19 protein-coding genes and 2 pseudogenes are annotated in these 23,081 nt (G+C 40.3%); 1 reads left to right on the top strand and 20 read right to left on the bottom strand.

The genetic code is table 11. The annotated features are described in order from the left end of the window. Positions 1-4 precede the first annotated feature (4 nt). The 20 genes and pseudogenes from PCY14_RS08375 to PCY14_RS08280 all read right to left on the bottom strand — a co-directional run. Positions 5-451 (bottom strand): arginine repressor, encoded by a 447-nt coding sequence (locus tag PCY14_RS08375; RefSeq protein ID WP_002884132.1) that lies wholly within the window; start codon positions 449-451, stop codon positions 5-7. Then, positions 438-1,265, bottom strand: a complete 828-nt coding sequence (locus PCY14_RS08370; RefSeq protein ID WP_301363410.1) for a TlyA family RNA methyltransferase — start codon at positions 1,263-1,265, stop codon at positions 438-440. Before PCY14_RS08370 ends, PCY14_RS08375 begins: the two co-directional genes overlap by 14 nt. Continuing rightward, on the bottom strand, positions 1,258-2,130 hold the full coding sequence (locus tag PCY14_RS08365; protein WP_301363408.1) for a polyprenyl synthetase family protein: 873 nt from the start codon (positions 2,128-2,130) through the stop codon (positions 1,258-1,260). Before PCY14_RS08365 ends, PCY14_RS08370 begins: the two co-directional genes overlap by 8 nt. Next, complete coding sequence (locus tag PCY14_RS08360) at positions 2,130-2,345, bottom strand: exodeoxyribonuclease VII small subunit (RefSeq protein WP_060934310.1); 216 nt, start codon at positions 2,343-2,345, stop codon at positions 2,130-2,132. The genes PCY14_RS08365 and PCY14_RS08360 overlap by 1 nt, the downstream gene beginning before the upstream one ends. After that, a complete protein-coding gene (gene xseA, locus PCY14_RS08355) occupies positions 2,323-3,663 on the bottom strand; it encodes an exodeoxyribonuclease VII large subunit (protein WP_021151989.1) in 1,341 nt (446 codons plus the stop codon). Before xseA ends, PCY14_RS08360 begins: the two co-directional genes overlap by 23 nt. 188 nt (positions 3,664-3,851) lie before the next feature. Then, the gene (locus PCY14_RS08350) at positions 3,852-4,613 is read right to left on the bottom strand and encodes a hypothetical protein (RefSeq protein ID WP_021145541.1); all 762 of its coding nucleotides are present in this window, start codon (positions 4,611-4,613) and stop codon (positions 3,852-3,854) included. A gap of 126 nt (positions 4,614-4,739) precedes the next feature. Next, a complete protein-coding gene (gene nth, locus PCY14_RS08345; protein ID WP_021145542.1) occupies positions 4,740-5,384 on the bottom strand; it encodes an endonuclease III in 645 nt (214 codons plus the stop codon). Beyond that, positions 5,384-6,082 carry a DnaD domain-containing protein gene (locus PCY14_RS08340; protein ID WP_164376565.1) on the bottom strand — a complete coding sequence of 233 codons (699 nt, stop codon included), beginning with the start codon at positions 6,080-6,082 and terminating at the stop codon, positions 5,384-5,386. The genes nth and PCY14_RS08340 overlap by 1 nt, the downstream gene beginning before the upstream one ends. Before the next feature lie 73 nt (positions 6,083-6,155). Next, positions 6,156-7,100: a homoserine O-succinyltransferase gene (metA, locus tag PCY14_RS08335; protein WP_021145545.1), complete on the bottom strand. Its 945-nt coding sequence runs from the start codon at positions 7,098-7,100 to the stop codon at positions 6,156-6,158. 170 nt (positions 7,101-7,270) lie between these two features. Further along, entirely contained in the window at positions 7,271-7,789 is a 519-nt protein-coding gene (locus PCY14_RS08330; RefSeq protein ID WP_021145546.1) for an adenine phosphoribosyltransferase, read from the bottom strand. A 114-nt stretch (positions 7,790-7,903) separates the two neighbouring features. Then, a complete protein-coding gene (recJ, locus tag PCY14_RS08325; protein WP_060934306.1) occupies positions 7,904-10,114 on the bottom strand; it encodes a single-stranded-DNA-specific exonuclease RecJ in 2,211 nt (736 codons plus the stop codon). Between the two features lie 299 nt (positions 10,115-10,413). Then, positions 10,414-10,818, bottom strand: a complete 405-nt coding sequence (locus tag PCY14_RS08320) for a GNAT family N-acetyltransferase (protein ID WP_008534410.1) — start codon at positions 10,816-10,818, stop codon at positions 10,414-10,416. A 76-nt stretch (positions 10,819-10,894) separates the two neighbouring features. Next, on the bottom strand, positions 10,895-11,662 hold the full coding sequence (locus PCY14_RS08315) for an SDR family oxidoreductase (protein WP_301363405.1): 768 nt from the start codon (positions 11,660-11,662) through the stop codon (positions 10,895-10,897). Next, positions 11,662-12,591, bottom strand: a complete 930-nt coding sequence (gene rnz / locus PCY14_RS08310) for a ribonuclease Z (protein WP_301363404.1) — start codon at positions 12,589-12,591, stop codon at positions 11,662-11,664. Before rnz ends, PCY14_RS08315 begins: the two co-directional genes overlap by 1 nt. Positions 12,592-12,622: 31 nt before the next feature. After that, complete coding sequence (locus PCY14_RS08305) at positions 12,623-13,264, bottom strand: hypothetical protein (protein ID WP_021151997.1); 642 nt, start codon at positions 13,262-13,264, stop codon at positions 12,623-12,625. Next, positions 13,257-14,495, bottom strand: coding sequence for a GTPase HflX (hflX, locus tag PCY14_RS08300; protein ID WP_008534405.1), 1,239 nt, complete (start codon positions 14,493-14,495; stop codon positions 13,257-13,259). Before hflX ends, PCY14_RS08305 begins: the two co-directional genes overlap by 8 nt. A 119-nt stretch (positions 14,496-14,614) precedes the next feature. Continuing rightward, entirely contained in the window at positions 14,615-16,042 is a 1,428-nt protein-coding gene (locus tag PCY14_RS08295; protein WP_021145553.1) for an FtsW/RodA/SpoVE family cell cycle protein, read from the bottom strand. 139 nt (positions 16,043-16,181) lie between these two features. Further along, positions 16,182-20,981 carry a glycoside hydrolase family 70 protein gene (locus tag PCY14_RS08290; protein ID WP_301363402.1) on the bottom strand — a complete coding sequence of 1,600 codons (4,800 nt, stop codon included), beginning with the start codon at positions 20,979-20,981 and terminating at the stop codon, positions 16,182-16,184. A 208-nt stretch (positions 20,982-21,189) separates the two neighbouring features. Beyond that, positions 21,190-21,315: pseudogene (locus tag PCY14_RS08285) on the bottom strand (IS256 family transposase); the annotation flags it as partial. 170 nt (positions 21,316-21,485) lie between these two features. Continuing rightward, a pseudogene (locus tag PCY14_RS08280) lies at positions 21,486-22,451 on the bottom strand (IS256 family transposase); the annotation flags it as partial. A 204-nt stretch (positions 22,452-22,655) separates the two neighbouring features. On the opposite strand from PCY14_RS08280, the gene PCY14_RS08275 reads away from it, so the two are divergent. Continuing rightward, positions 22,656-22,919, top strand: coding sequence for a SemiSWEET family transporter (locus tag PCY14_RS08275; protein ID WP_301363400.1), 264 nt, complete (start codon positions 22,656-22,658; stop codon positions 22,917-22,919). Positions 22,920-23,081 lie beyond the last annotated feature (162 nt).

The raw sequence follows: 23,081 nt of genomic DNA, 5'->3' as shown, positions 1-23,081 counted from the left end.
CCTCCTATTCTTCAACCCACTTAATGATTTGCCCCTGTAGTTCGATAGCTGCTAACTCTGACTGAGCCACTAAAAAGAGGGTATCATCGTCAGCAATGACACTAAAAATCAAATGTTTGTACTCATCCAAAAGAATCTTCTTGATGAGGCGGCTTGTCCCAGGTTGAACAACGATATTCATTAAGGCATGTTGACGATCAACACGCAACAATCGACGAGTCACAACAGAGGTTCCACCCACTCGTCTAGGAGCAGTTGAGAGCCCATAAATGTAAGAACCGTCTTCCGTTGGTACCTTGGTAATACCAATTTCATTGATATCACGCGATACTGTCGCCTGAGTAGCCTTCAATCCCTCATTTTGGAGTAATTTTACCAATTCTCCCTGAGTCGTAATTTTATTTTCTTGGACAATCTTTCGGATTAGCTCCAAACGATCATTCTTCTTCATTTTTCTTAAACTCCTTATGTGCTTGTGCTACAACTTCCTTGATAGCGGATATAACCTCATTCTTAGGCGAAGTTGTTTTCTCCAAGTGGGCCAGAAACTCAATATTACCATGGCCACCTTGAATAGGGGAAAAATCCAACCCTTTAACCGAAAAGCCATAATCAACTGCAAAAGCAGTGACTGTTTCTAGCACCTTCTCATGGACACTGCTCTCACGAACAATCCCGTTTTTCCCAATTTGTTCACGGCCCGCCTCAAATTGCGGTTTCACAAGAGCAACAACTTGCCCTCCATCAACCAATATCTTAGCCAAGGCCGGCAGAATCAAATTTAGCGAGATGAAACTGACATCGATTGATGCAAAAGACGGTAGACCTTCTGTAAAATCAATAGGTTCAGCATAACGGAAATTATATTGCTCCATGGAACGAACACGCTCATCTTGACGTAATTTCCAAACCAACTGATTGGTGCCGACATCCACAGCATAAACCAGTTTGGCCCCATTTTGAAGCATAACATCGGTAAATCCACCTGTTGAAGCTCCAATATCGATGGTCGTCATGTCTTCAACTGACAGATTGAATACTTCCAAAGCTTTTTCAAGTTTGAGTCCTCCACGGCTCACATACTTGAGTTTTTCTCCTTTAAGCTTCAACTCTGTACCGTCATCAATTTTTTCACCGGGTTTATCGTAACGTTCACCATTGATAACATTAACAACTAAACCAGCCATAACGCCACGTTTAGCTTGTTCTCGTGTTTCAAAAAGGCCTTGTTTATAAGCCAAGACGTCTACTCTTTCCTTAGGCATGGAGTCGTAACCTTTCTATGATTTCTATAATACTGTCTTTCTTGAAACCTTGAGTCTCAGCTAGATTTTGGAAAATAGCCTCCGCTTTATTAAGTGATTCCTCGAGGATAGCATGTGATTTTTCAAGACCAAGCAGAGCCGGATAGGTTGATTTTCCAGCAACTACATCTTTTCCAGGTGTTTTTCCCAAGGCTTCAAAATCAGCTGTCACATCCAAGATGTCATCACGCACTTGAAAGGCTAGACCAATCAGCTGACCGGCTTCCTGAAGATTGTCCAAAACCTCTAGTCCTTGTTGAGCAACAATACCTGCTGCCACAAAAGGAAAGGTTAAGAGCTTACCTGTCTTATGTTCATGAATCTGAGCCAGTTGTGATAAATCAAGTTCTTGACCTTCACCCTTCATATCCAGCATCTGACCACCTACCATACCAAAGGTTCCCGAAGCATGAGAGAGAGCTTGAATCAATTCAACACGAATTTCTGCTGATAGCTCTGTTTGGGCAAGTAAATCAAAGGGGTCTAAAAAGAGAGAATCACCAGCCAAAATCGCCGTTGCTTCGTCAAATTTTTTATGGTTTGTCAAACATCCTCGACGGTAATCATCATTATCCATGGCCGGCAAATCATCGTGAATCAGACTTCCTGTATGAATCATTTCAAGACTCGCTGCGACATCAAAATGACTATCAGTTAACTCTAAACCAAATCCTTCAAGCAAATCCAAGAAAATGAGAGGACGAATACGCTTACCGCCACCATCAACTGAATAAAGAATAGCTGTAATCAGTTCATTTGATACTGGAAGATTCTTCTTTTGGTAGTAATCACGGATAGCAGCATCAATTTTTTCACGCTTAGTCATTAGGCATCCATTTCCTTTTCTGTACCGTCTGCTTGCATAACCTTAACCAATGTCTTTTCAGCATCTTCCAAGGTCTTCTGCAAATCTTTAGACAGGGCCATACCCTTTTGGAACTCCGCAATAGCATCTTCAAGAGCAACATCGCCTGTCTCAAGTTTAGTAACGATGGCTTCTAGGTCCTGTAAATTTTCCTCAAATGTTTTTTTCGTTGACATTTTTTACCTCTACTTCTAGTTCTCCATCCCTCATTTGGATAGTTAATTGATCACCTTCAGTAATATCCTTGATAGTGGTTAGGGGCTTATCGTCTTTATTGACAATAGCATAGCCCCTTGCAACAATACGACTAGTGTCCAGTGATAATAGAGCCTCTTGTGCCTTCTCTAGTCTGACACGATAGCCGTTAAGGGTGTTCTTGGTTGTAGTAACTAACAAACGCTGTAAGGACTCCCGACGGTCCTGATAATTCTCTACACTAGCAAAGAGATTCAAACCTTGCAGTCTCTGACTTAAAAGAGCCGTTTCTTTTTGTTTACGTTCAAACTCCTGCTTTATCAAGGTTTCAAGTCGGGTTGTCAATTGGTCAAGCTTTTGCAAATAGCCGTCATAAAGGCGCTCAGGCTGCCTAAAGACAATAGACTGTGACAATTTGGCTAAACGCTCTTGGTTATACTGTATACGTCTCAAACAAGCTTGATAACCCCTGTTTTGTCTTTCCCGAATCCAAACCAAGGTATCCGCCTTAGATACTGGCGTTGCAAGCTCTGCCGCTGCTGTAGGGGTAGCTGCCCTACGATCTGCTACAAAGTCAGCCAAAGTCGTATCGGTTTCATGACCAACACTAGAAATCACAGGCAAACGACTCTCAAAAATCGATTGCACCACAATTTCTTCGTTAAAGGCCCAAAGATCTTCGATTGAACCTCCACCACGACCGACGATTAAAAGATCCAGATTATCCCTTTGATTGGCTCTTTGGATATTTTCAGCAATTTCTTGTGCAGCTCCTTCTCCTTGAACCTTGGTAGGAAAGAGTAAAATCTCCACTCCGGGAAAACGACGACTAACTGTTGTAATGATGTCTCGAATAACCGCACCACTAGGACTCGTGACAACCCCAATCTTTTTGACAAAATTAGGAAGAGCCTGTTTATGACGCTCGTCAAAATAACCTTGAGCAGTTAGTTTCTTACGAAGCTGTTCAAATTGGAGAGCCAAGGCACCCACACCATCTGGCTCAGCTTTCTCAATAATAATGGAATAAGAGCCACTAGGCTCATAAATCTGGACACGACCAACAACATTGATTTTCATCCCTTCTTCGAGGTCAAAACCAAGTTTTTTGAAGACTCCTGCCCAAATTGTTGCTTGGATAACAGCTCCCTCATCCTTAAGAGAAAAATACTGATGACTTGGCCGACGACGAAAATTGGAAACCTGACCTGTCAAATATACCCTCTCTAAATAAGGATCACGGTCAAATTTCATTTTCAAATATTTGGTTAAAGAGGTGACCGATAAATAGTCTGACACGACAACTCTCCTTTTTAAAACTGATTAGTGAAAAATCCGAGGAGACTAAAAAAGTTCCGTCGAACTGATAATCTCAAATCTCCATAATCAACTTTTTAATTGTATACACGATTACCTTAAATTATACCAAAAAAGACTGTCAAAAGACAGTCTCAGACACCCTAGTCAGGCGTTTTATAACGGTTTAATTAGCTTGTTGAATATTTTTTGGAAACGACGTCCCAAGATCCACTTGAACCATCAAGACCACCATAGGCTTCTAACTGACCTTTTTTGTCAACTCGGAAAAGAAGGACATTATTACCATAACTATCAGAGAGTTGGGCATAGACTAGATTATCGTCATCGTCAGTCCATGAATAAACATTCCAACCCAGATTTTTATAACTTTCGCCTGTTGAGCCTTGTTCCTTGGCATAGGTAGAAACTACCCAGTCTTCTAACTGCTGATCAGACAATGATGACGTATCAACATTAGAGGACTGATTATCTGAAGATGCTGCAGCTGCTTCCTTACTTTTGGCTAACTGGCCATTTTTCCAAGGATTGGTTACGTTTTCGTTTTGGTTATTACTATACCACATTAGAGTGACAACAGGAATCACAACAGCAGCTACTGCCACAACGCCAATCACCCATCTAATCACTTTAGGGTCTCTTAGCCTATCAAAACTCGAAACCTTCCTACTTCTAGTAGGTTCATTCTTACGACGTCTAAATTCGCTCACAGCTTTTTCCTCTTTTTCTTGAAAGTAGTCCCTTTTTTTCTTTTCCTCTTGTTCCAAGAGTTTTTGCACTTCCTTACGGCCCTGCGGATCACTCGTTTGAGCCAAAGAAATTTGCAACTGAAAGATACGATTATCCAAAGCCTGCTCATATTCTTTGGCTGCTTCTCTATCACCATTATCTGCTAAGGCTCTGAGATACTCTTCATTACTGAATTCAGCCATACTATACCGCTCCTGCTTCTAAATCGTTTCTTCTATTTTCTTAAAGCCTGAGACTTTTGTCAAGTTACTAGTTTGTAACAAAATCTTACAGCTATAAAAAAGTTGAAGAAACTCACATTCTCCAACTTATTTCTTAATCATTTCCTTATAATACTTACAATAGCTTTGAAGGGGGCAGGACTGACATTTAGGATTCTTAGCTAAACAATGATAACGTCCAAAGAAAATCATGCGATGATGACTAATAATCCAGTCTCTTTTGGGGATTTTCTTCATCAACTCTGCTTCAATTTCCTCTACAGTTGCATCTTCTGCAACAATATTTAGGCGTTTCGAAACACGTGAGACATGTGTGTCAACAGCAATGGACGGAATCCCATAAACTTCGGCTAAAACAACATTAGCTGTTTTCCTTCCCACACCAGGTAAACTCTCTAATTCTTTGTGTGTTTTGGGAACTTGCCCATCAAAATTCATTAGAATAGCTCTTGCCGTTTTAATGATATTCTTAGCTTTATTCTTGTAGAGGCCGATGGTCCGTAAGCACATTTCAACGTCATCAAGATTGGCAGATGCTAAATCTTCAATTTCTGGATAACGCGCCCATAAGCCTGGTGTAATCTTATTAACAGCCTTGTCTGTTGTCTGGGCTGATAAAATAACAGCAACTAATAGCTGGAAAGGAGTTTCCCACTCCAACTCTCCATGAGCATTGGGAAACATCTCTCCCATCAAGGCTAGAGCTTCATTAACACGCTTTCTTCCCAACATTATTGGCCCCCCCATAATTGACGGGCTGCATCCATTCCTGTTTTGAAGTCTTCCGAAACCTGATGAGCCTGTTTCTTTCCTTGATGCTCCAGACGACGCTGTTCAACTTGAAGTTTAGTAGTGATGCCACTCAATTTCCAGTTGCGAAGAACGCCTTTAACGTAATTCCAATTTGTTTTTTGGTTAAAGACAGCTTCTCTCAAAGCCTCACGAATAAGTTCAGGATCAGTATGTTCTTCTTGAATTTCCTTGTTTAAATCTTCAATAACCATAGGATTCAAGATTCCCAAAGCCTGTTCCAACTCATCCGTCAGTTGTTTGATGAGTTGTGTATTGGTTGGTTGACCAACGACAGGGCCTGACACTGTCTTTTCCTTACTCATTAGCTTATCTAAAATAGCTAAAGCAGGTGAAGCATCAACAACCATCTCAATTTCATTATTAACCTTAATTGTTGTGAAATCAAGGAGTCCGGCCTCAGTCAATGTCGTAATACTCTTATTAACCTCAGTTGGTGTCTTGCCAGTTGCTTGCGCAATCTGACTAGAAGCCACTTCTCCAATCTGAGTTGTCGTTTGCAGATAGAGAAATTGCCAGACTAAAAAGTCATCCGCCGACGGAAAAATATCCTTAAAATGGAAAAACAAGGCGTTTGGAAGGACCAGATTTCCTGATCGATACTGTTCAAAAAAACTCATAATAACCTTTCAGAGTTGCTAGACTGACGCCAAAAGTCTAAATAATCACATATAAGACTCTTGAATCTGTCTGCTACAAATAACCGTAGAATGAAAAATCATCTTCCAACTCTTCTAAACGATATGGTGTTTCTTGATAGACCGCGTAGTTAATCCAATTACTAAAGAAAGCTGATGCTGCAAGGTTCCAACGCAGTTGAGGTTCCTGATTAGGATCATCCTCTGGAAAATAATTCGCTGGTACATCTGGGTTAATGCCCACAGCCAAGTCCCTTCGATATTCTCTAGCCAATGTATCTCTGTCATATTCAAAGTGGCCGAAACTATAAACCTCACGAAGATTCTTACTGGCTAAAATAGACAGTCCTACTTCAGGCCCTGAAACAACAACATCTAAATCTGTCTTGTTTTTGATATCTTCAAGAGTGACTTCTGTATAGCGTGAGTGAGGTGATACAAAGCTGTCATCAAAGCCATTCATGAGGAAATTTTCTGGCATATCAACGGTTTGTTTATAGATTCCAGATAATTTCTCTGGCAAGGCAACCTTGTCAACCCCATGTTTGTAGTAAAGGCCTGCTTGAGCCCCCCAACACAAATGAAGGGTTGAATAAACATGCTTTTTAGACCAGTCAAAAACTCGTGTCAATTCCTGCCAATAATCAACTTCCTCAAAAGGCATTTGTTCAACAGGAGCCCCCGTCACGATAAGACCATCGTAATACTTGTCCTTGATTTCATCAAATGTCTTATAAAAATTCTTCATATGTTCGGCATGGGTGTTTTTCGATTTATGGCTAGCCATATAAAGAAACTCAACGTTAATCTGTAGTGGCGTATTTGCCAAAAGACGTAGCAACTGGGTTTCTGTCACTTCTTTAGTTGGCATTAGGTTAAGGATTAGGACCTCCATTGGTCGTATATCCTGACTACTAGCCCTATTCTCATCCATGATGAAGACATTTTCCGAACGCAATACATCAAGAGCTGGTAACTTATTATCAAGTTTTATAGGCATAACAACATCTCCATCCTTGTCTATTCTATCTTCATATTATAAACCGGGGAGGTATTGTTATCAAATATATATTTTCTCTAGTTAGCTATAGCTTAAAACTATATAAGAAAGCATATTCTGTTTAAAAGAGTTAAAAAGGCCCTAAGGCCTTTTGTAAAATCAGGAATAAATTATCCTGGGAAGTTCATCAATACTTTAGTGTCATAGCCTTCAATAGCTTGACGTCCATTAAGACCGTCAAGTTCAATCAAGAAGGCACAACCAGCAACAACACCGCCAAGGCGTTCTACCATTTCAATTGTGGCTTTCACAGTTCCGCCAGTCGCCAAGAGATCATCAACGATAAGGACACGTTGGCCAGGTTTAATGGCATCAGCGTGCATACAAAGCGTATCAACACCGTACTCTTTTTCGTAATCTGCTGAAATGACTTCACGTGGCAATTTACCAGGTTTACGAACTGGCGCAAAGCCAATTCCAAGTTGATAAGCAACTGGACATCCAACAATGAAACCACGTGCTTCTGGACCAACAATCATATCAATCTTCATATCCGTAGCATACTGAACGATTTCACGAATAGCATAGCCATAAGCTTTTCCATCAGCCATCAATGGGCTAATATCACGGAAAGTAACCCCTTCTTTAGGGTAGTTTTCAATAGATGCAATATAGTCTTCTAATTTCATTTGTTCTTCCTATAGGCATTTTGCCAAAAAATATTTACATATTATTATAGCATGAAACCGTGGATTTAGAAAATACTAACCCCTAGATTCTAAACCAATCATCTTAGTTGGTCACTACTGCTCTGGCTTATAGAGCCAATCATAAATTTCCCGTGGTGTTCCCAAAGCCATGAGTTCTTGGAACTTAACTAAATGTTTAAGGTCTTGGAAAATCTGACTGTCTTCAATGTCACGTTTTTCAGCTTCTTTATTGACTGTCATAACACCATTATCAATGGTCACAAAGTCCAATTCATCAAAAATCTGAATCATCTTGATAAGGAGAATTTTATCAATTTTAAGGTAATGACTGAGGTCATCCAGTTTATAGCGGACATCAAACTCTGGAAATTGGTAGATGGTCTTATAGAGCCTTGCGAACTGCTCTCTGGTTCCATAGCCGGTCAGATAATAAGCCTGTTTGATGCTATTCTTAAAGTATATCGCTTGGAAATCCTTACCTTCAAACCACTCTTTCAATTCTGTCGCAGATTCAGGCAACTTATTAAGGACTACCTCAGGTGCTGTGTCTGATGCTTCTTCTACCATCGGTACGCCTTCTGGTAGAGTCATATTTTTAGCACGAATATCAAATAATTGGATGCCTTCTACACGCGCATCCTCAAGCATAAGCTGGAGTGTTGTCTGACCATTCCAAACATTTACAGATAAGGTCACGGCTAATTCCAAACCTTGAGCTTGTTGGAATTCTTGAAGCAAATGACCTTTATTAAAGGCGACAACATCAAAACTAGCCTTGCCTTGTTTAACCTTAAACTTAAGATGAGCTCCATTTTGTCCCATAGTCCTGGCTTGAGTCACTGTAATATCATGTAGCCAAAAGACTGGCTTTTTATTATCCATGCCAAAAGGAGCTAATTTCCCCAGGCTCTTTATAGTATCCAAGCTAAGCTCACTGAGCTTGAGTTCCTCGTCTAGATTGAGTGTATTTTTAGCGCTTGTATCAATGTCATTGTCATAGACATAATGGCACAAAATACCGGAGAGTTGACCAAGATTTTCCTCTGGGAGGGTCATCCCAGCTGCTCCAGCATGCCCTCCAAAAGCAGTAAAAATATCTCGATGATTATCTAGGGCATGGAAGATATTGATAGATTCCAGACTACGGGCTGAACCCTTAGCCAGACCATCTTTGATATTTAAAACTACCACTGTCTGACTGATTTGTTCCATGATGCGACCAGCAACAATGCCGAGAACACCCGGATGCCAGCCTTCCTTAGCTAAAACCTGAACAGGTTTATCCAAGTCTACCATAGTCATGGCTTCATCAAAGATTTTTTGAACAACTTCCTTGCGTTCTTCATTTTTGGCATTTATATTCAGAGCAATGGCTTGAGCTTCTTCATCGTCAAATCCGGTCAGCAGTTCAATAGCTGGATTTGGATCGTCTAAGCGCCCCAAGGCATTGAGTTGAGGGGCCAGTTTAAAACCTACTATTTCTTCAGAAATCGTTGTTGGGTCTACATCTGAAATACGGAGTAACTCTTGCAGTCCAATACGCTCAGTAGTCTTTAGAATTTCCAGACCCACCTTGACCATAATACGATTTTCATCCGTTAGACTAACCATATCGGCAATGGTCCCAATGGCTACCAAGTCCAGCATCTCTGTAGGAATGGTCTCAAGGAGAGCCGTTGCCAATTTGAAAGCTACTCCACAACCTGCCAGATACTTAAAGGGATAATCGGCATCTGGATGTTCTGGGTGGACAATGGCGTAGGCATCTGGAAGCTGAGCTGGCATGCTATGGTGGTCAGTAACGATAACATCCACACCTTGCTCTTGCGCATAAGCAATAGCTTCATTTCCCGCTACCCCATTATCAACTGTGACAATAAGCGAGACACCTTCCTGCTCAATGAAATATTTGTAGACACTTTCGTTAGGCCCATAACCATCTGTAAAGCGGTTAGGCAAATAAACTCGAGCTTCAGCGCCCATCATTTCAAGGGCTTCCTTGACAATCGATGCTGATGTCATACCATCTGCATCATAGTCTCCATAGACTAAGATTTGTTCATAATTTTCAATGGCCTGACGAATTCTAGCCACTGCCTTATCCATATCATGCAGAAGATAAGGATCATGAAGGTGTGATAAATCAGCCTTGAGAAAGTCTTCAAGAGCATCTTCTGTCGTAATGCCACGTTCATAAGCAATCTTGGTTGCTGTTTCTGCCAGCCCATGTTCTTTGGCAAGTTTAAAAAAGCCAGCATCTGGCTCTTTTGTATTTATTTTCCAATCATACGTTGATGTAATCATGTTTTTATATTTTCTCCCTGTCATCTAGTCTACTTATTATAACATGAATAAATTTATCAGACTGGATAGAAGTCTGAGTTTTCCAAAAAGAGAACGGAAAAAATCGGAAGATGCATAGACTCGTAGTACATTTATAATCAAGACCTGCTTTTCTAAGCAAAATAATAGTCTGGATATTTCTCCCTTATTTGTCTTGTCTTTTCTCCTCTTCCTTTTATCTAGCTCTATTCTACTATCGTTTTCAAGCAATGTAGGGTAAAACAAGAAGAAAAGGATTCCCTGTCCGGAAATCCTCTACATCAATTTTTATAAATCATCCCTGTACAGGCTTGCTCTGAAAGTTCGACAAAGCCCAGAGATTGGTAAAAGGCTAGATTTTTCTCGCTACGTTCAGTGGCAAGGAGCCGTTGATAGACATTGGGGAAAGTTGCTAAAGCCTCTTCTAAGAGTTTCTTTCCGATACCTTGGCGCTGATGATCTGGTTGCACCAAGAGGTCCTGCACAAAAATGACAGAGTGACCATCTCCTACCAAGCGAATGTAGGCTACTAGCTCCTCCTTATCATAGACTGACAACTGCCAGAGACTGGCTTTGACAGCTTCTTCTAGCATAGATGGGTTGTTAGTATAATTGGTCCAGCCAACCGAGCTGTACAATGCGAGTAGGTCTTCCATCGCTGGAATTTCTTGTTTGTATTCTAACATCTTAACTCCTTTTTTAACCTATAGTGCTGGAGGTTTTCTAAATAAGATTGGATATTTGATGCCGTCTAGAACCCCCCTATTTGTAGTTAAATATATTGGTAGCTAGCTTGTCCGAGATGCGTGGAAATAGCGTATAGCCTTTGTGAGCAACTGCTAAGAGTCGTGGCAGATTGACTTCTCGTTTGTTTTTGCCCAGAATACGGACAATCTTTTTAGCAACGTACTTAGGACTGAGGACAAACTTTTTAACACTCTCAAGATAAGCTCCAGAGGGGTCAGCTTGATCAAAGAAGCTTGTCTCAATTGGACCTGGATTGACGGTTGTCACATAAACGCCCTTATCAGCTAGTTCCAGACGCAGGGCATCTGAGAAGCCAATTACCGCAAACTTTGTCGCTGCATAGACACTTGAGTTGGCTGTCGCAATTTTCCCCGCCATACTGGCGATATTGATGATATGGCCATGGCCTTGCTCCACCATTTTCTCAGCCATCAGACGTGAAAAGGTCATGGTCGCAAAGGTATTGATATCAAACATATCACGGACTTCTTGGCTAGTGTAACAATCATAAGATTTAAATTCGCCGAAGCCAGCATTATTGATAAAAACATCAATACGGCCAAAACGTTGATAGAGATAATCTACCATTTCTTTAATGGCATTGTCGTCTCTAAGGTCAATGGCAAGACAGGTTTTATTTTCCACATGACGATAGCATTTCTCCAGCTTGTCCTTGCCTCGTCCTAAGAGGATAATGCCATCACTTGGGGAGAGCTGCTTGACAATTTCTTGAGCAAGACCTCCTGAGGCACCCGTAATAGCGATAATACGTTGTTTAGCCATTAGATTTCTACCTCTTCCATGTCTCGTACAATGTAGGTATTTTTGAAAATCGTTTGGGCATCTGCCGCCATCCTACCGATGTCTCGGCCCAAGAAACGAGCTGACACATGATTGAGTAACAAACGCTTGGCTGAAGCATCTTTAGCGACCTGGGCTGCTTGTATATTGGTTGAATGTCCATGACTTTTGGCAATGTTTTCATCACCCTTACCATAAGTTGACTCATGAACCAAGACATCAGCACCCAATCCCAGACGAACACTAGCATTCGTCTTCCGGGTATCACCCAAGATAGTAATCACTTTGCCTTTCTTAGGCGCAGAAATATAGTCCTTGGCAATGATTTTTGTACCATTTTCAAGAACCACATCTTGACCATTCTTGATTTGACCAAAGAGTGGTCCAAATGGGACACCAGCTGCTTTGAGAGCCTCAGCATCCAGAGTACCCTCTAGGTCTTTTTGAACCACACGGTAGCCAACACAAAAAATAGTATGATCCAACTTGTCAGCGTAAACAGCAAATTTGTCATTTTCCATAACCAAGCCTAACTTATGCTCATCAATCTCAGTAAAATGCACTCGGTAAGGAAGACGTGTCCCCGAGGTACGAAGACTGGTCATAACATATTGCTTGATACCTACTGGACCATAAACCTCCAAATCTGTTTGTTCTTCACTGGATTGGAAGGAACGACTCGCCAAGAAGCCAGGCAAGCCGAAGATATGGTCTCCATGCATATGCGTGATGAAGATTTTCTTAACTTTACGAGGCTTTATCGTTGTTTCTAAAATCTGACGCTGGGTTCCTTCCCCACAATCGAACATCCAGACTTCATTGATTTCATCGAGTAGCTTCAAAACCAAGCTCGATACATTCCGAGCCTTGGATGGTTGTCCAGCTCCTGTCCCTAAAAATTGTAATTCCATAACGTTCTATACTTTCTATCTATTGTTCTTCTTATTTCTGGACAATATAAGCCAGGCATTCACGTTGTGCAAAGCCATAATAAATCACTTGCCCTTTATACTGAGCCAAAAGTTCGACTAATTCATCCTGATTGAAACTAGCCAACTTAATGACATTTCCCTTAAGCTTAGACACACGACTAAGAAGCTGACCTTCTGGAGTTAGTTCTTCTAGCACCTCTTCATCAAAGTCAACCTTAGCCATCTTAATTTTGCTTCCTTCAAGATAAACTTTATACTGTGGAAAAACTTGAGCAAGTTCAAACAAAATAGTCGTTGTTGGAACCTCTAATTGCTCTGAAAAGACATGGGCAACCTCATCATCTGTTTCATAGCAAAAACCGTATGATTTTCCCGAAAGATTGAGACGAATAAAGGGCTTACGCTCATCAAAAGATGGTGCCAAATTAAACAAATCCAATGCTTTTGACAACTCCAAGTAGTAATCCGTTGCTGCTTCTGGAGATTGTTTCTGGTAGATCTCTGCAAAATAAGCATTAATGACACTTGGTGGAGGGGTAATAAAGGCCAATTTTTGACTGTCCGAAAGATCAGACAGGGCATTTTTCAAATAAACCTTATCCAAACTTGTAAAACCACCATATTTCAAAGCTAAATCCATATAATCAGTCATAAAATTCTTCCAATTTCCATTTATTTTTTGGGGAAATAAATCCTGTAATTTCTTCCACTTCTGTCTCAAAGTTGTAACTATCTAGTAAGGCCAATTGACTCAACTGATAGAGTTTATAAGCTTGGTCTTGATGAACCTTAATACTAAAAGGCTCAAACAGTTGCTGAATCTCATCAATCAAGAGTCTTCTAAGTGTTTCTCTGCTCCCCTTGTCACGCGCTGAGAGGCGAACATTAGGAAAGACGGTTGCCACCAAGTTATCAGCTACATCCATCTTATTGTAGATAGCAAGGCGTGGAATATCACTCATATCCAAGTCTTTGAGAATGTCCAAGACCACCTTTTCATGCTCTTCATGATTGGGGTCACTGGCATCAATGACATGCAAAAGTAGGTCAACATTACGGCTTTCTTCCAACGTTGATTTAAAAGCTGCAACCAATTCTGTTGGCAAATCCTGAATAAATCCAACCGTATCCGTCAGGGTCACTTGAAATTGGTCCTTAAGATAAATTTTCTTCGTTGTGGCATCAAGAGTCGCAAAGAGTTCATTGGCCTCATATTGTTTATCATCCGTCATAAGATTCATGATAGTTGACTTTCCAGCATTGGTATAACCAATCAAGCCAATTTTAAAGGTACTTGAATCAACACGCTTTTCACGAATGGTTTCTCGGTTCTTCTCCACAATCTTTAATTGACGTTCAATATCAGCAATCTGATTACGAATGGAACGACGATTGAGCTCCAACTGACTTTCACCAGGTCCACGGCTACCAATGCCCCCCGCTTGACGACTGAGCATAATCCCTTGACCAGCTAGACGTGGTAACATGTATTTGAGCTGGGCTAGATGTACCTGAAGTTTCCCTTCATGGCTTCTGGCTCTCATGGCGAAAATATCCAAAATCAATTGCATACGATCAATGACTTTTACGCCAAAGGCTGCTTCAAGATTGGTATTTTGACGAGGCGTTAAACGGTTATTAACAATGACAGTGCTAATCTCATCCGCATCTACCATGGCCTTGATTTCCTCTAATTTTCCTGAACCTACGAAGGACTTACTATCATAGCGTTCACGTTTTTGGGTATAGCTAGCTACAACCTCTGCTCCTGCTGTTTTGGCAAGACTGGCAAGCTCCTCCATGGACATGTCAAAATGCTCTGTTTCTTGCAATTCAACACCTACTAAAATAGCACGTTCTTGCTGCTTGGCTGTCTCTATCATAGCAAACCCCTTTTCGAAATAGTCGCCTTCTATTATACCACAGGCAGGGGCAAAGAGGAGGACACGGGCCTTAATTTTTTACAAAGAAAAACAAGTTGAACTTGTCAACTTGCTTCTGCTTAGTGTTTGCGTGTCGGTTTATTTTTCGAACCCTTACGACGCTTACCTTGATGAAGGCTTGGCGTATTTTGAGAAATGGTTTGACGCATTTTCTCTGTTGCCTTATCCACCTTATCTTTAGCCTTAACCAACTCTTGAGTGGCCTTATTAGCACTCTTAGAGGGTTTATTTTTTTTAGGATGAGTCTTGGTAACAGGCTTCACATGACTAGTCCCTGAGACACGCATGCGACGAGACATAGCTAGGAGAATTTTATTTTCCTCATTAAGATTGGTTTGATAAGCCATTGAAAGCACCAAACCAACTCCAATTAGGTTCGAGATGAGTGAAGATCCCCCTTGAGAAATAAATGGCAAAGGAATACCTGTCAAAGGAAGGATGCCTACTGCTGCCCCAATATTTTCAAAAATATGGAAGACAATCATCATAATAAAACCAGTAGAGATAAAGGTATAAAAACGATTGTTAGACCTAAAAGTCACTCGTAACATACGGTAAATGAGGAAGAGATAGGTCAGAAGGACCAAGCCACTACCAACCAAACCAAAATCCTCTGCAATTACTGTGAAAATCATATCACTCTCACGAACTGGGACATTTAACTCTAGATGGTTAAATCCTTTACCATAGATACCACCAGTACCAATAGAAATCATGCCTTGAGTCTGTTGAAAAGCAATGCCATCCGCATAAGTGAAAGGATCCAACCAAGCTGAGATACGGTTAATCTGATAAGTTTGAACCCCCATCTTAATCAGAGCTTCCTTACCCCAATCTGTGATAAAGACCATGACAAACAGGGCTACACCAGCCACAAAGGCTAGAACCACTGGCAAGATGATACGCCAGGATATTCCTGAAACAACGACTATACCCGCTAAAATTGCCAGGAAGACCAAGGCTGTCCCCATATCACCCTGGAGAACCAAAAGGCCCAAAACAGGGAGGGTAACTGCTGTATACTGGAAGAGGAGAAGCCAGTCATCCTTAAGGTCGGTCACTTCTCGTCCTTGCTTAGCCCAGACACCTATCCTCGAAAGAAAGAGGATATAGGAAATCTTCATAAATTCAGACGGTTGAAACAAGGTAACCGATCCAATACTGACCCAGTTTTTGGCACCCGTAGATTCCACCACAGCAGGTGAATAGAAAACAAGGGGCAGGACCATCAACCCCAAGCCAAATACATACAGCCAAGGAGTTATCTTCCAAAGAAACTCAGTGTTAAATAACATGACAACAAAAGCAAGTACTGAACCTAGGAAAATCCATAGTACTTGCTGGGACATGACTTGCACGAGATTCTTGGGGTAATCAAAGTTTGTCGCAATAAATATCGAGACTAGGCCAACCAGTAACAGGATTAGAACTGGTAAGAGAATCGAGTAATCTATCCGACTTTCAATAGTGTTTTTTGACTTAGTCATGTGCACTCCAAAATAAAGATTTAGTAAGAGTTATTATACCACTTTTTCGTCCAGACAAATGACCTAAATGTATAAAAAATTAACATTTTTTTAACGAAAAAAGCAACCACACAAATGTGATTGACTTCTTTCTTTAGTCTTAATTTGACATGTAGCCTTTTCCTTCAGAATTGAAGTATACCCATTGGCCTGAAGGAATCTTAATCCAGCGATTAACAGCCTTATCCCCTGTATGAACATCATAGTAAGAGATTGAACCATCAGGATTTGAAGCCGTTGCTCCTTTCACCTGTCTTCCAGTTTGGTCAAAGTAAAGGTGTTGTCCGTTGATAGTCTGTTCACCGACAACGACTTCTCCCTTAGCATCAGCATAGTACCAGTTATTGTCTCCACTAGTGAAGAAAGTTGAAACTAACTTATCTCCAGTAGCACCGTGGTAGAATGAACGAGTACCATTTGCATTTGGTGCAAAACCACCTTTAACTTGTTTACCATCAGCTCCAAAGTAAAGTTTTTGACCGTTGATGACTTGAGCACCTGTCACCACATGACCTTTAGCATCGGCATAGTACCACTTGTCATTTCCAGTTGTAAAGAAGGTAGAAACTAACTTATCACCAGTATTCCAATGGTAGAATGAGCGAGTGCCATCAGTATTGGTCACAAAGTCACCCTTAACTTGTTTACCCGTTGATTCAAAGTATAGATCTTGACCATTGATGAATTGAGCACCTGTGACATTATGTCCATGTGAATCTGCATAGAACCAGTTATTGTCACCAGTCGTATAGAAACCTGATGTATGAGCCTTAGTTGCAACCCCTTTTTCATCCACATTATAGGTCTCGCCATTGACGACAACTGTCGTATCCACAAGTTTCACACCTGTAATGGCATCGTAGTATGAAGTCGTACCATCAGGATTGTTCACAAACTCACCTTTAACTTGTTTACCTGACTCATCAAAGTAGAGCTCGTCACCATTGATGGTTTGCGCACCACGAAGAACATCACCTTCGTTATTTGCATAGTAAGTGGCATCACCAACTTGGAAGAAGCGATTCTTAACTTGAACACCTTTTTCATTGAAGTAAAGGTTTTGTTTACCTACCTTAGTAAATCCAGTGGCAACATAGCCCTTATCATTAGCGTAGTACCAGTTACCATCTTGTTCAAAGAAGCCTGAGTACTTACGTTCACCTGAATCGCCACAGAAGAACATCAAGTGGCCGTCTTTTGTAGGAATGAAGATGCCTTTAGCTTGGTAACCATTGTCATAGAAGTATTTTTCCTTACCTTCTACTTCAGTCAAACCAGTAGCCATGATGCCACCTTTGAAGAAGTATTGGTAGAATTTCTCTTCCTTACCACTATCATCTTTAACAGTAACTTCTTTCCAACCTGTTTGAGTCGTCAATTTACCTGACTTACCATAAACCAATGATTGACCTTTGGCATTTTTAATAACACCATCAGTAAACATAACACCATTTGGCAAGAAGAAATAGTTTGAACCGTCGATAGCTTGTTCACCAGTTACAAGGTAACCCTTATCGTTAAAGTAGTACTGTTTGCCATTATATGTCACAAATTGACTCTTAGCTTGAGTACCAGATGTTGTATAATAAGTTACCCCTGTACCATCATAAGCAAATCCAGTTTTAGCTTTTGTATCACCAGTCAAGGCAGCTGGAAGGAAGGTACCTTTATCGTTAACGGTGAAGTACAATTTACCATCGCTGAGAACGTAGTCTGAACCACGTTTTTGGATGTTTGTACCGTTAAAGTACTTAGCTTCCCATTGTTTAATCTTCACAGATGGATCAATTGTCTTACCTGACGCTTCCATAACTTCTTTGAAGATTTCTGGATAAAGTTTTTGAAGTTTGTCGAGGAAGGCCCCACCATACTGTGCTTGGAAATCATTTCCTGATGACTTGGTATTTGTCACATAGAGCTTATTAACCAAGCTAGTATCATCAAGCACCTTACCATGCGTATCTGTACGAGTAGCTGTCACTACTTCTTTACCTGGGAGAGTATACAATTGGTCTGGAACCCAGTCAGCAATGACTTGAATACCTTGTTTGTGAAGAGCCTTGAGGGCATCACGAAGATCTTCTTTTGAACCATATTTATTGTTTTTGCTCATGGCAAAGTCGTAACGGTCTGTGAAGGCATAACCATTTTCAATAATAGAATCAAGGAAAGTGCCATCCTTAGATGAGACATATTGAGGTGCAATCTCAAATGACGTAATACCCCATGACTTGAAGAAGTCTGCGTTAGCTGCAATCAATTTGTTAGTATATTGACTATCCTCTTTGACAAAGTCTTGGAAGTTTGAGAAACCTTCGTAAATCACTTGTGCTTCAAGTGCTGCAGAAGAGCTATAAACCTTATCCCCTTCTTTGTAGGCTTTTGTTGATGGTTTGGCAAGAACGTTTTGATCGTCAGTCGCACCTACTGGTACCCAAACTGAAAGGTAACCACTCATATCAACAGTCTTAAAGCCTTTGATTTCATCAGCTGTGAAGACAAGATTTCCTTGTGCATCTGTGTATTTAACAACCTTAGTATCTGAATCATTCAATGAGGACACGATACCTTTATCCGTACCAAGCAAGAGTGGACGGTAGGCTTGGTTCTTGTGGGCTGCACCCATATTTACAGTAATTGTTTCACCATCTGCTAATTTCAAATCTGGGTTATTAGCAATGAGGGTCAACATACCAGAATTACGACCGTATTTTCCACCTTCTGTATCAGTCTTAGACATCAAATCTTGACCATAACGGACAGAAACCAAAACTTCTTTATTGTCTTTAGCAGACGATACGCCATCTCCAGCAAGATTGTGGATATAAGATGTTTGTCCACCAGCTACATATTTAGGACGCGCTTTAAGAAGAGTTGTGATTTGATCAAAGTATGGTGATTTCTTAGCCATGTACTGACCATTATCAGTATACAAGTCTCCATAATAAACACGTGTTGCTGCACCCATTGTTTGAAGCATCAAAGCATAAGCTCCAGGAATATTTGAATGCGTATATTCCTTAGCCACTTTCAACATATCAGCATTATAAATGTCAAAAGCTTGTTTCAATTGATCTAATGTAAAAGTAAATCCATCTGTTGTAGGATCAATTTTTTTGCTGATAATGTCTGCGATAACCGTTTGAACTTCTGAGTCGTGTGCACGAACAAAGAGATAGGTTGCAAAACCAAGTTGATCATATGATGTAACTTCCGCACGGTTTGAAAGACCGAAATAACCACCGTTAATAAGGTCCTTCATTGATGCATTACGAGCACCTGTACCTTTATTAGTTACTGGACGAGTCAATCCATGAACAATAGACAAACGGAGACCATTATCCATAGAAAGGGCAGCTGTATTATGTTCGTCCACATAATATGGGTCGTTTTGAGACCAAGCTTCAAGAATTGAGATATTAGCAAGGGCACGTGCTTCAGACTCATTGACCTTGTAAGCAGCCTTCATGTATGAAGACACTAATTGAAGCATATCGATGCTGACATTGTCCACAGCATCAACACGGATACCATCAAAGTGAGCATCTTTGTCCTTGTCACCAAAGACGATTTGTCCCCAGTTCATGAAGTAATACAATTGGTTAAGCATTTCAGCTTGCACAATTGGGTTTGAGTTGTCGATATCGCTTGATAGCAAGAACTCATAACCAGCATCACTACCACTCTTGATCTTATCGTTTGCCAAACGACTTGTTGCCGTTTGGTCAAGTTTACGGTAGTCTGAGTTAGCCCACTTCGTTAAATCACTATTAACAAAGAGGAGAGCCCCTTTTTGGAAGTGTTCTTTACCTGGAGATTCAGAGTTAATGTCCCATTTATCTTGGTCTTTAACAAAGGCCTCGATTGACTGACGCAACCAGTCTGTTGACTTATTAGCAGCAATCTTAACCTCAATCTTACGTTGAATGATTTGAGCAGCGGCATTCAAGCTAGCTTGAGAATTTTCAATCGTAAAGACATCTTTTGTTTCTTCACCATTGCTAAGAGCCTTAGTCATGTAGTTCAAGTAAGCTACTTGAGTATCCTTATCAGGCCACCAAGACATCAAAAGTGGGCGAAAATCTTTTTCAGTTGACGCTTTCCAAGTTGTTCCTGCTTCAAGGATTTCTTTTGGACGGTACCAACTATCAGCTGTCAAATAACCATCAACAAGTTCAAAGCTTGCTTTTGTTGAATCGTAAGCAGCATTGTTTTTAGTAAAATCAGTGACAAGATTTGTTGTTTCTTGTGTGAATGAATAAGTTGATGTGCTTGAAAGGACACCATTCTCATCAAAATAAAGGACCTGACCATTTACAGTAATGGCAAAGTTTTTCTTATGTGATCCATCTTCTAAAAGATAGTAATATTTACCATCTTTTTCTTTTTTAATATTATCGAGTGAGACTGCAGCTTTAATTTCAGCTTCAGAAAGCTCTTTAGACTTCTCAGTCGTTGGAGCGGCTACTCCAGCATTTGCAGCTACTTCAGATGTTGTAGCTGTTTCTGGTTTAGCGGCTACTTCTGGCTTAGCAGTCGTTTCAGGTTTGGCTTCAACCTCTACTGCTGCAGCTCTATCACTAGTTGCTCCTGAATTTGGTTGAACTGTCGTTTCAGCTGGTTTATCAGCAGTAACTGCTGCTCGGTCTGTTGTTGTGGCATTTGAAGTATTTGCCACCTCTGTTGTTGTGCCTACCTCTTTTTCAACCACAGGATTTGTATTTTCCCCGACTGTAGTTGTTGAAGGTGATCCATTAGTATTATTTATTTCTTCTGCCGAAACAAGTGAAGACGTGGTAACACTAGCACCAACAATGGTAGCCAAGGCTACTGAAGCAACCGCTAAAGTAACCCATTGCTTCTTCACTTTGTGCAGTTTATAGCGTACTTTATTTTCCATATTCAATTTTTCCCCAATATATTTTTTGTCTAAAAATCTACACCTTAAAGACTCATTCATTATATCATTTTTTAGCGCCAAAAAAACTTGATAAATCTTATTTTAACGAGTTTTTTACTATCTTAATGAAAGATTAAATAATTGTCATGTAATCGAATTGGATACTGTCAATAATTTTGTGTAAACACTCAAGTAGAGTTGAAGAATGTTAATCAAATAAGCTTTCAAGTGTGTCAGCACATTGGCCAAACCCTTTGTGGATACGTTGACTTTGCTTGAAATTATAATTTTCAAACAAAGTAACTAAATAACGTTCCAGAGCCTCCTCGTTAGGAGAGTGGGACAGAAATCGGTAATTCGTTAGAAGTCGATTTCGTCGTCACACCTCCGCACAGTTGAGTAGGGCTGTAAAAACTGATGAAATCAGCGTAGTAGAGCCCACTCAACCACTGCGTCTTGCTCGACAATCCAAAGACAATTAAGAGGCTAGGACTATTGTCCCAGCCTCGTTTGACGTTTGATTTCTTTGTTAAGAGACTCAATGAGGTTTGTCGAATAAATGCTGTGCCAAATCTGGTAGGGAAACTGATAAAAAGTTAAAAGATTATCCGTATTCTCCAGACTTTCCATGACTTTCCTATACTTTGGTTTCCATTCAGCGATAAAGTCCTCCAAAGCTAGGACTGCTATTTCTAAATTTTCAGTACGATAAATCGTTTTAAATTGCTTCAAAATAACCGCTCTATCTGCTCGTTTCACTTTACTAGCTAGATTTCGACTAATATGAATTAAGCAACGTTGTTGTTTAGCTAATGGGTAAGCCTGACTGATCATCTGCTCAAGCCCCTTGAAGCAATCGGTCGCTACATGAGAAACCTGTTGAATGCCTTGTTTTTGAAGCTTATCTAACAGGGTGGACCATGAATCATTGTTTTCATTTGGGGCGATTTCATATCCAAGAACAACCTTCTGTCCTTCTGGTGTAATGCCAAGTGCGATATGAATACATTCTTTATTAACGGCTCCACGTCTTAATGGAAGATAGGTTCCATCAAGAAATAAAACAGAGTAATTGGCTTCTAAGCTTCTCTCATGAAAAGCAGAGACATTCTCCTGAGTTGTTTTTGAGATATTAGAAATTGTGGCAGGACTATAGTGATGACCATCCATTCGCTCGATGATGTCGCTAATTTCTCGAGTCGTTACGCCGGTTTGATAGAGTTTGATAACCATCTCTTCCAAGTGGTCATCTCGACGTCCATAAGAGGGGATCAAAGCTGGACTAAAGTTTCCATTACGACTATTACCAGAATTATAGCCTACTTTATCGTAAGGCTCATACCCTAAAAGGGCTGACAATTCTGCTTGAAGCGGATCATTCATCGCCGTTTCAAGAGAAGTACGGAAAAATTCATCAATATCTTGCTTTTGGGCTAAGAAGTTAAGTAGTTCTGTGCTAAACTGAGTCATAGGAATAAATCTCTTTCTAGTAATGTTTCGCAACTCTACTATAACGGATTTATTCCTTTTTGTGTTTACACAACATATTGTATACTATCCTCTGCAAAATATAGATATAAACATTTTATTCTATTTTGTACAGAAAATAACAACAAATGACCATATTCCTTGCCTATTTTCAATCATTTTGATACTCTATAATTGGAGGTATATATGACTAAACAAAAAATAAATCAAATTGTCGGTTCCATTGGGGCCTTTATCGGGATTATTGTATTTATCGCCTACATCCCACAAATTTTTGCCAATTTACAAGGCAACAAAGCTCAACCATTCCAGCCTTTATCCGCAGCAGTATCTTGTTTAATTTGGGTTCTTTATGGATGGACAAAAGAACCCAAGAAAGATTGGGTACTAATTATTCCAAACTCAGCTGGTGTGATTTTGGGTGGACTCACTTTTTTGACTTCACTTTAACAAATTTAATAGTATGTATAAAAAGCTGAGATGAGTGATACGTACCGTGTCAAGTAGACAATTGAAATAAATAAAATGTGAGGAACCAGGTTGCTTTGGGTTAAGCAGTCTGGTTTTTCTTATCGGCAATAGTTTTCCAGTAATCTCTATATTTTTTAGATT

It is taken from the genome of Streptococcus sp. SV2 (genome assembly GCF_030440175.1).
GTDB classification, from domain to species: Bacteria; Bacillota; Bacilli; order Lactobacillales; family Streptococcaceae; genus Streptococcus; species Streptococcus raffinosi.
This window is presented reverse-complemented; position numbering and strand designations above follow the sequence as displayed.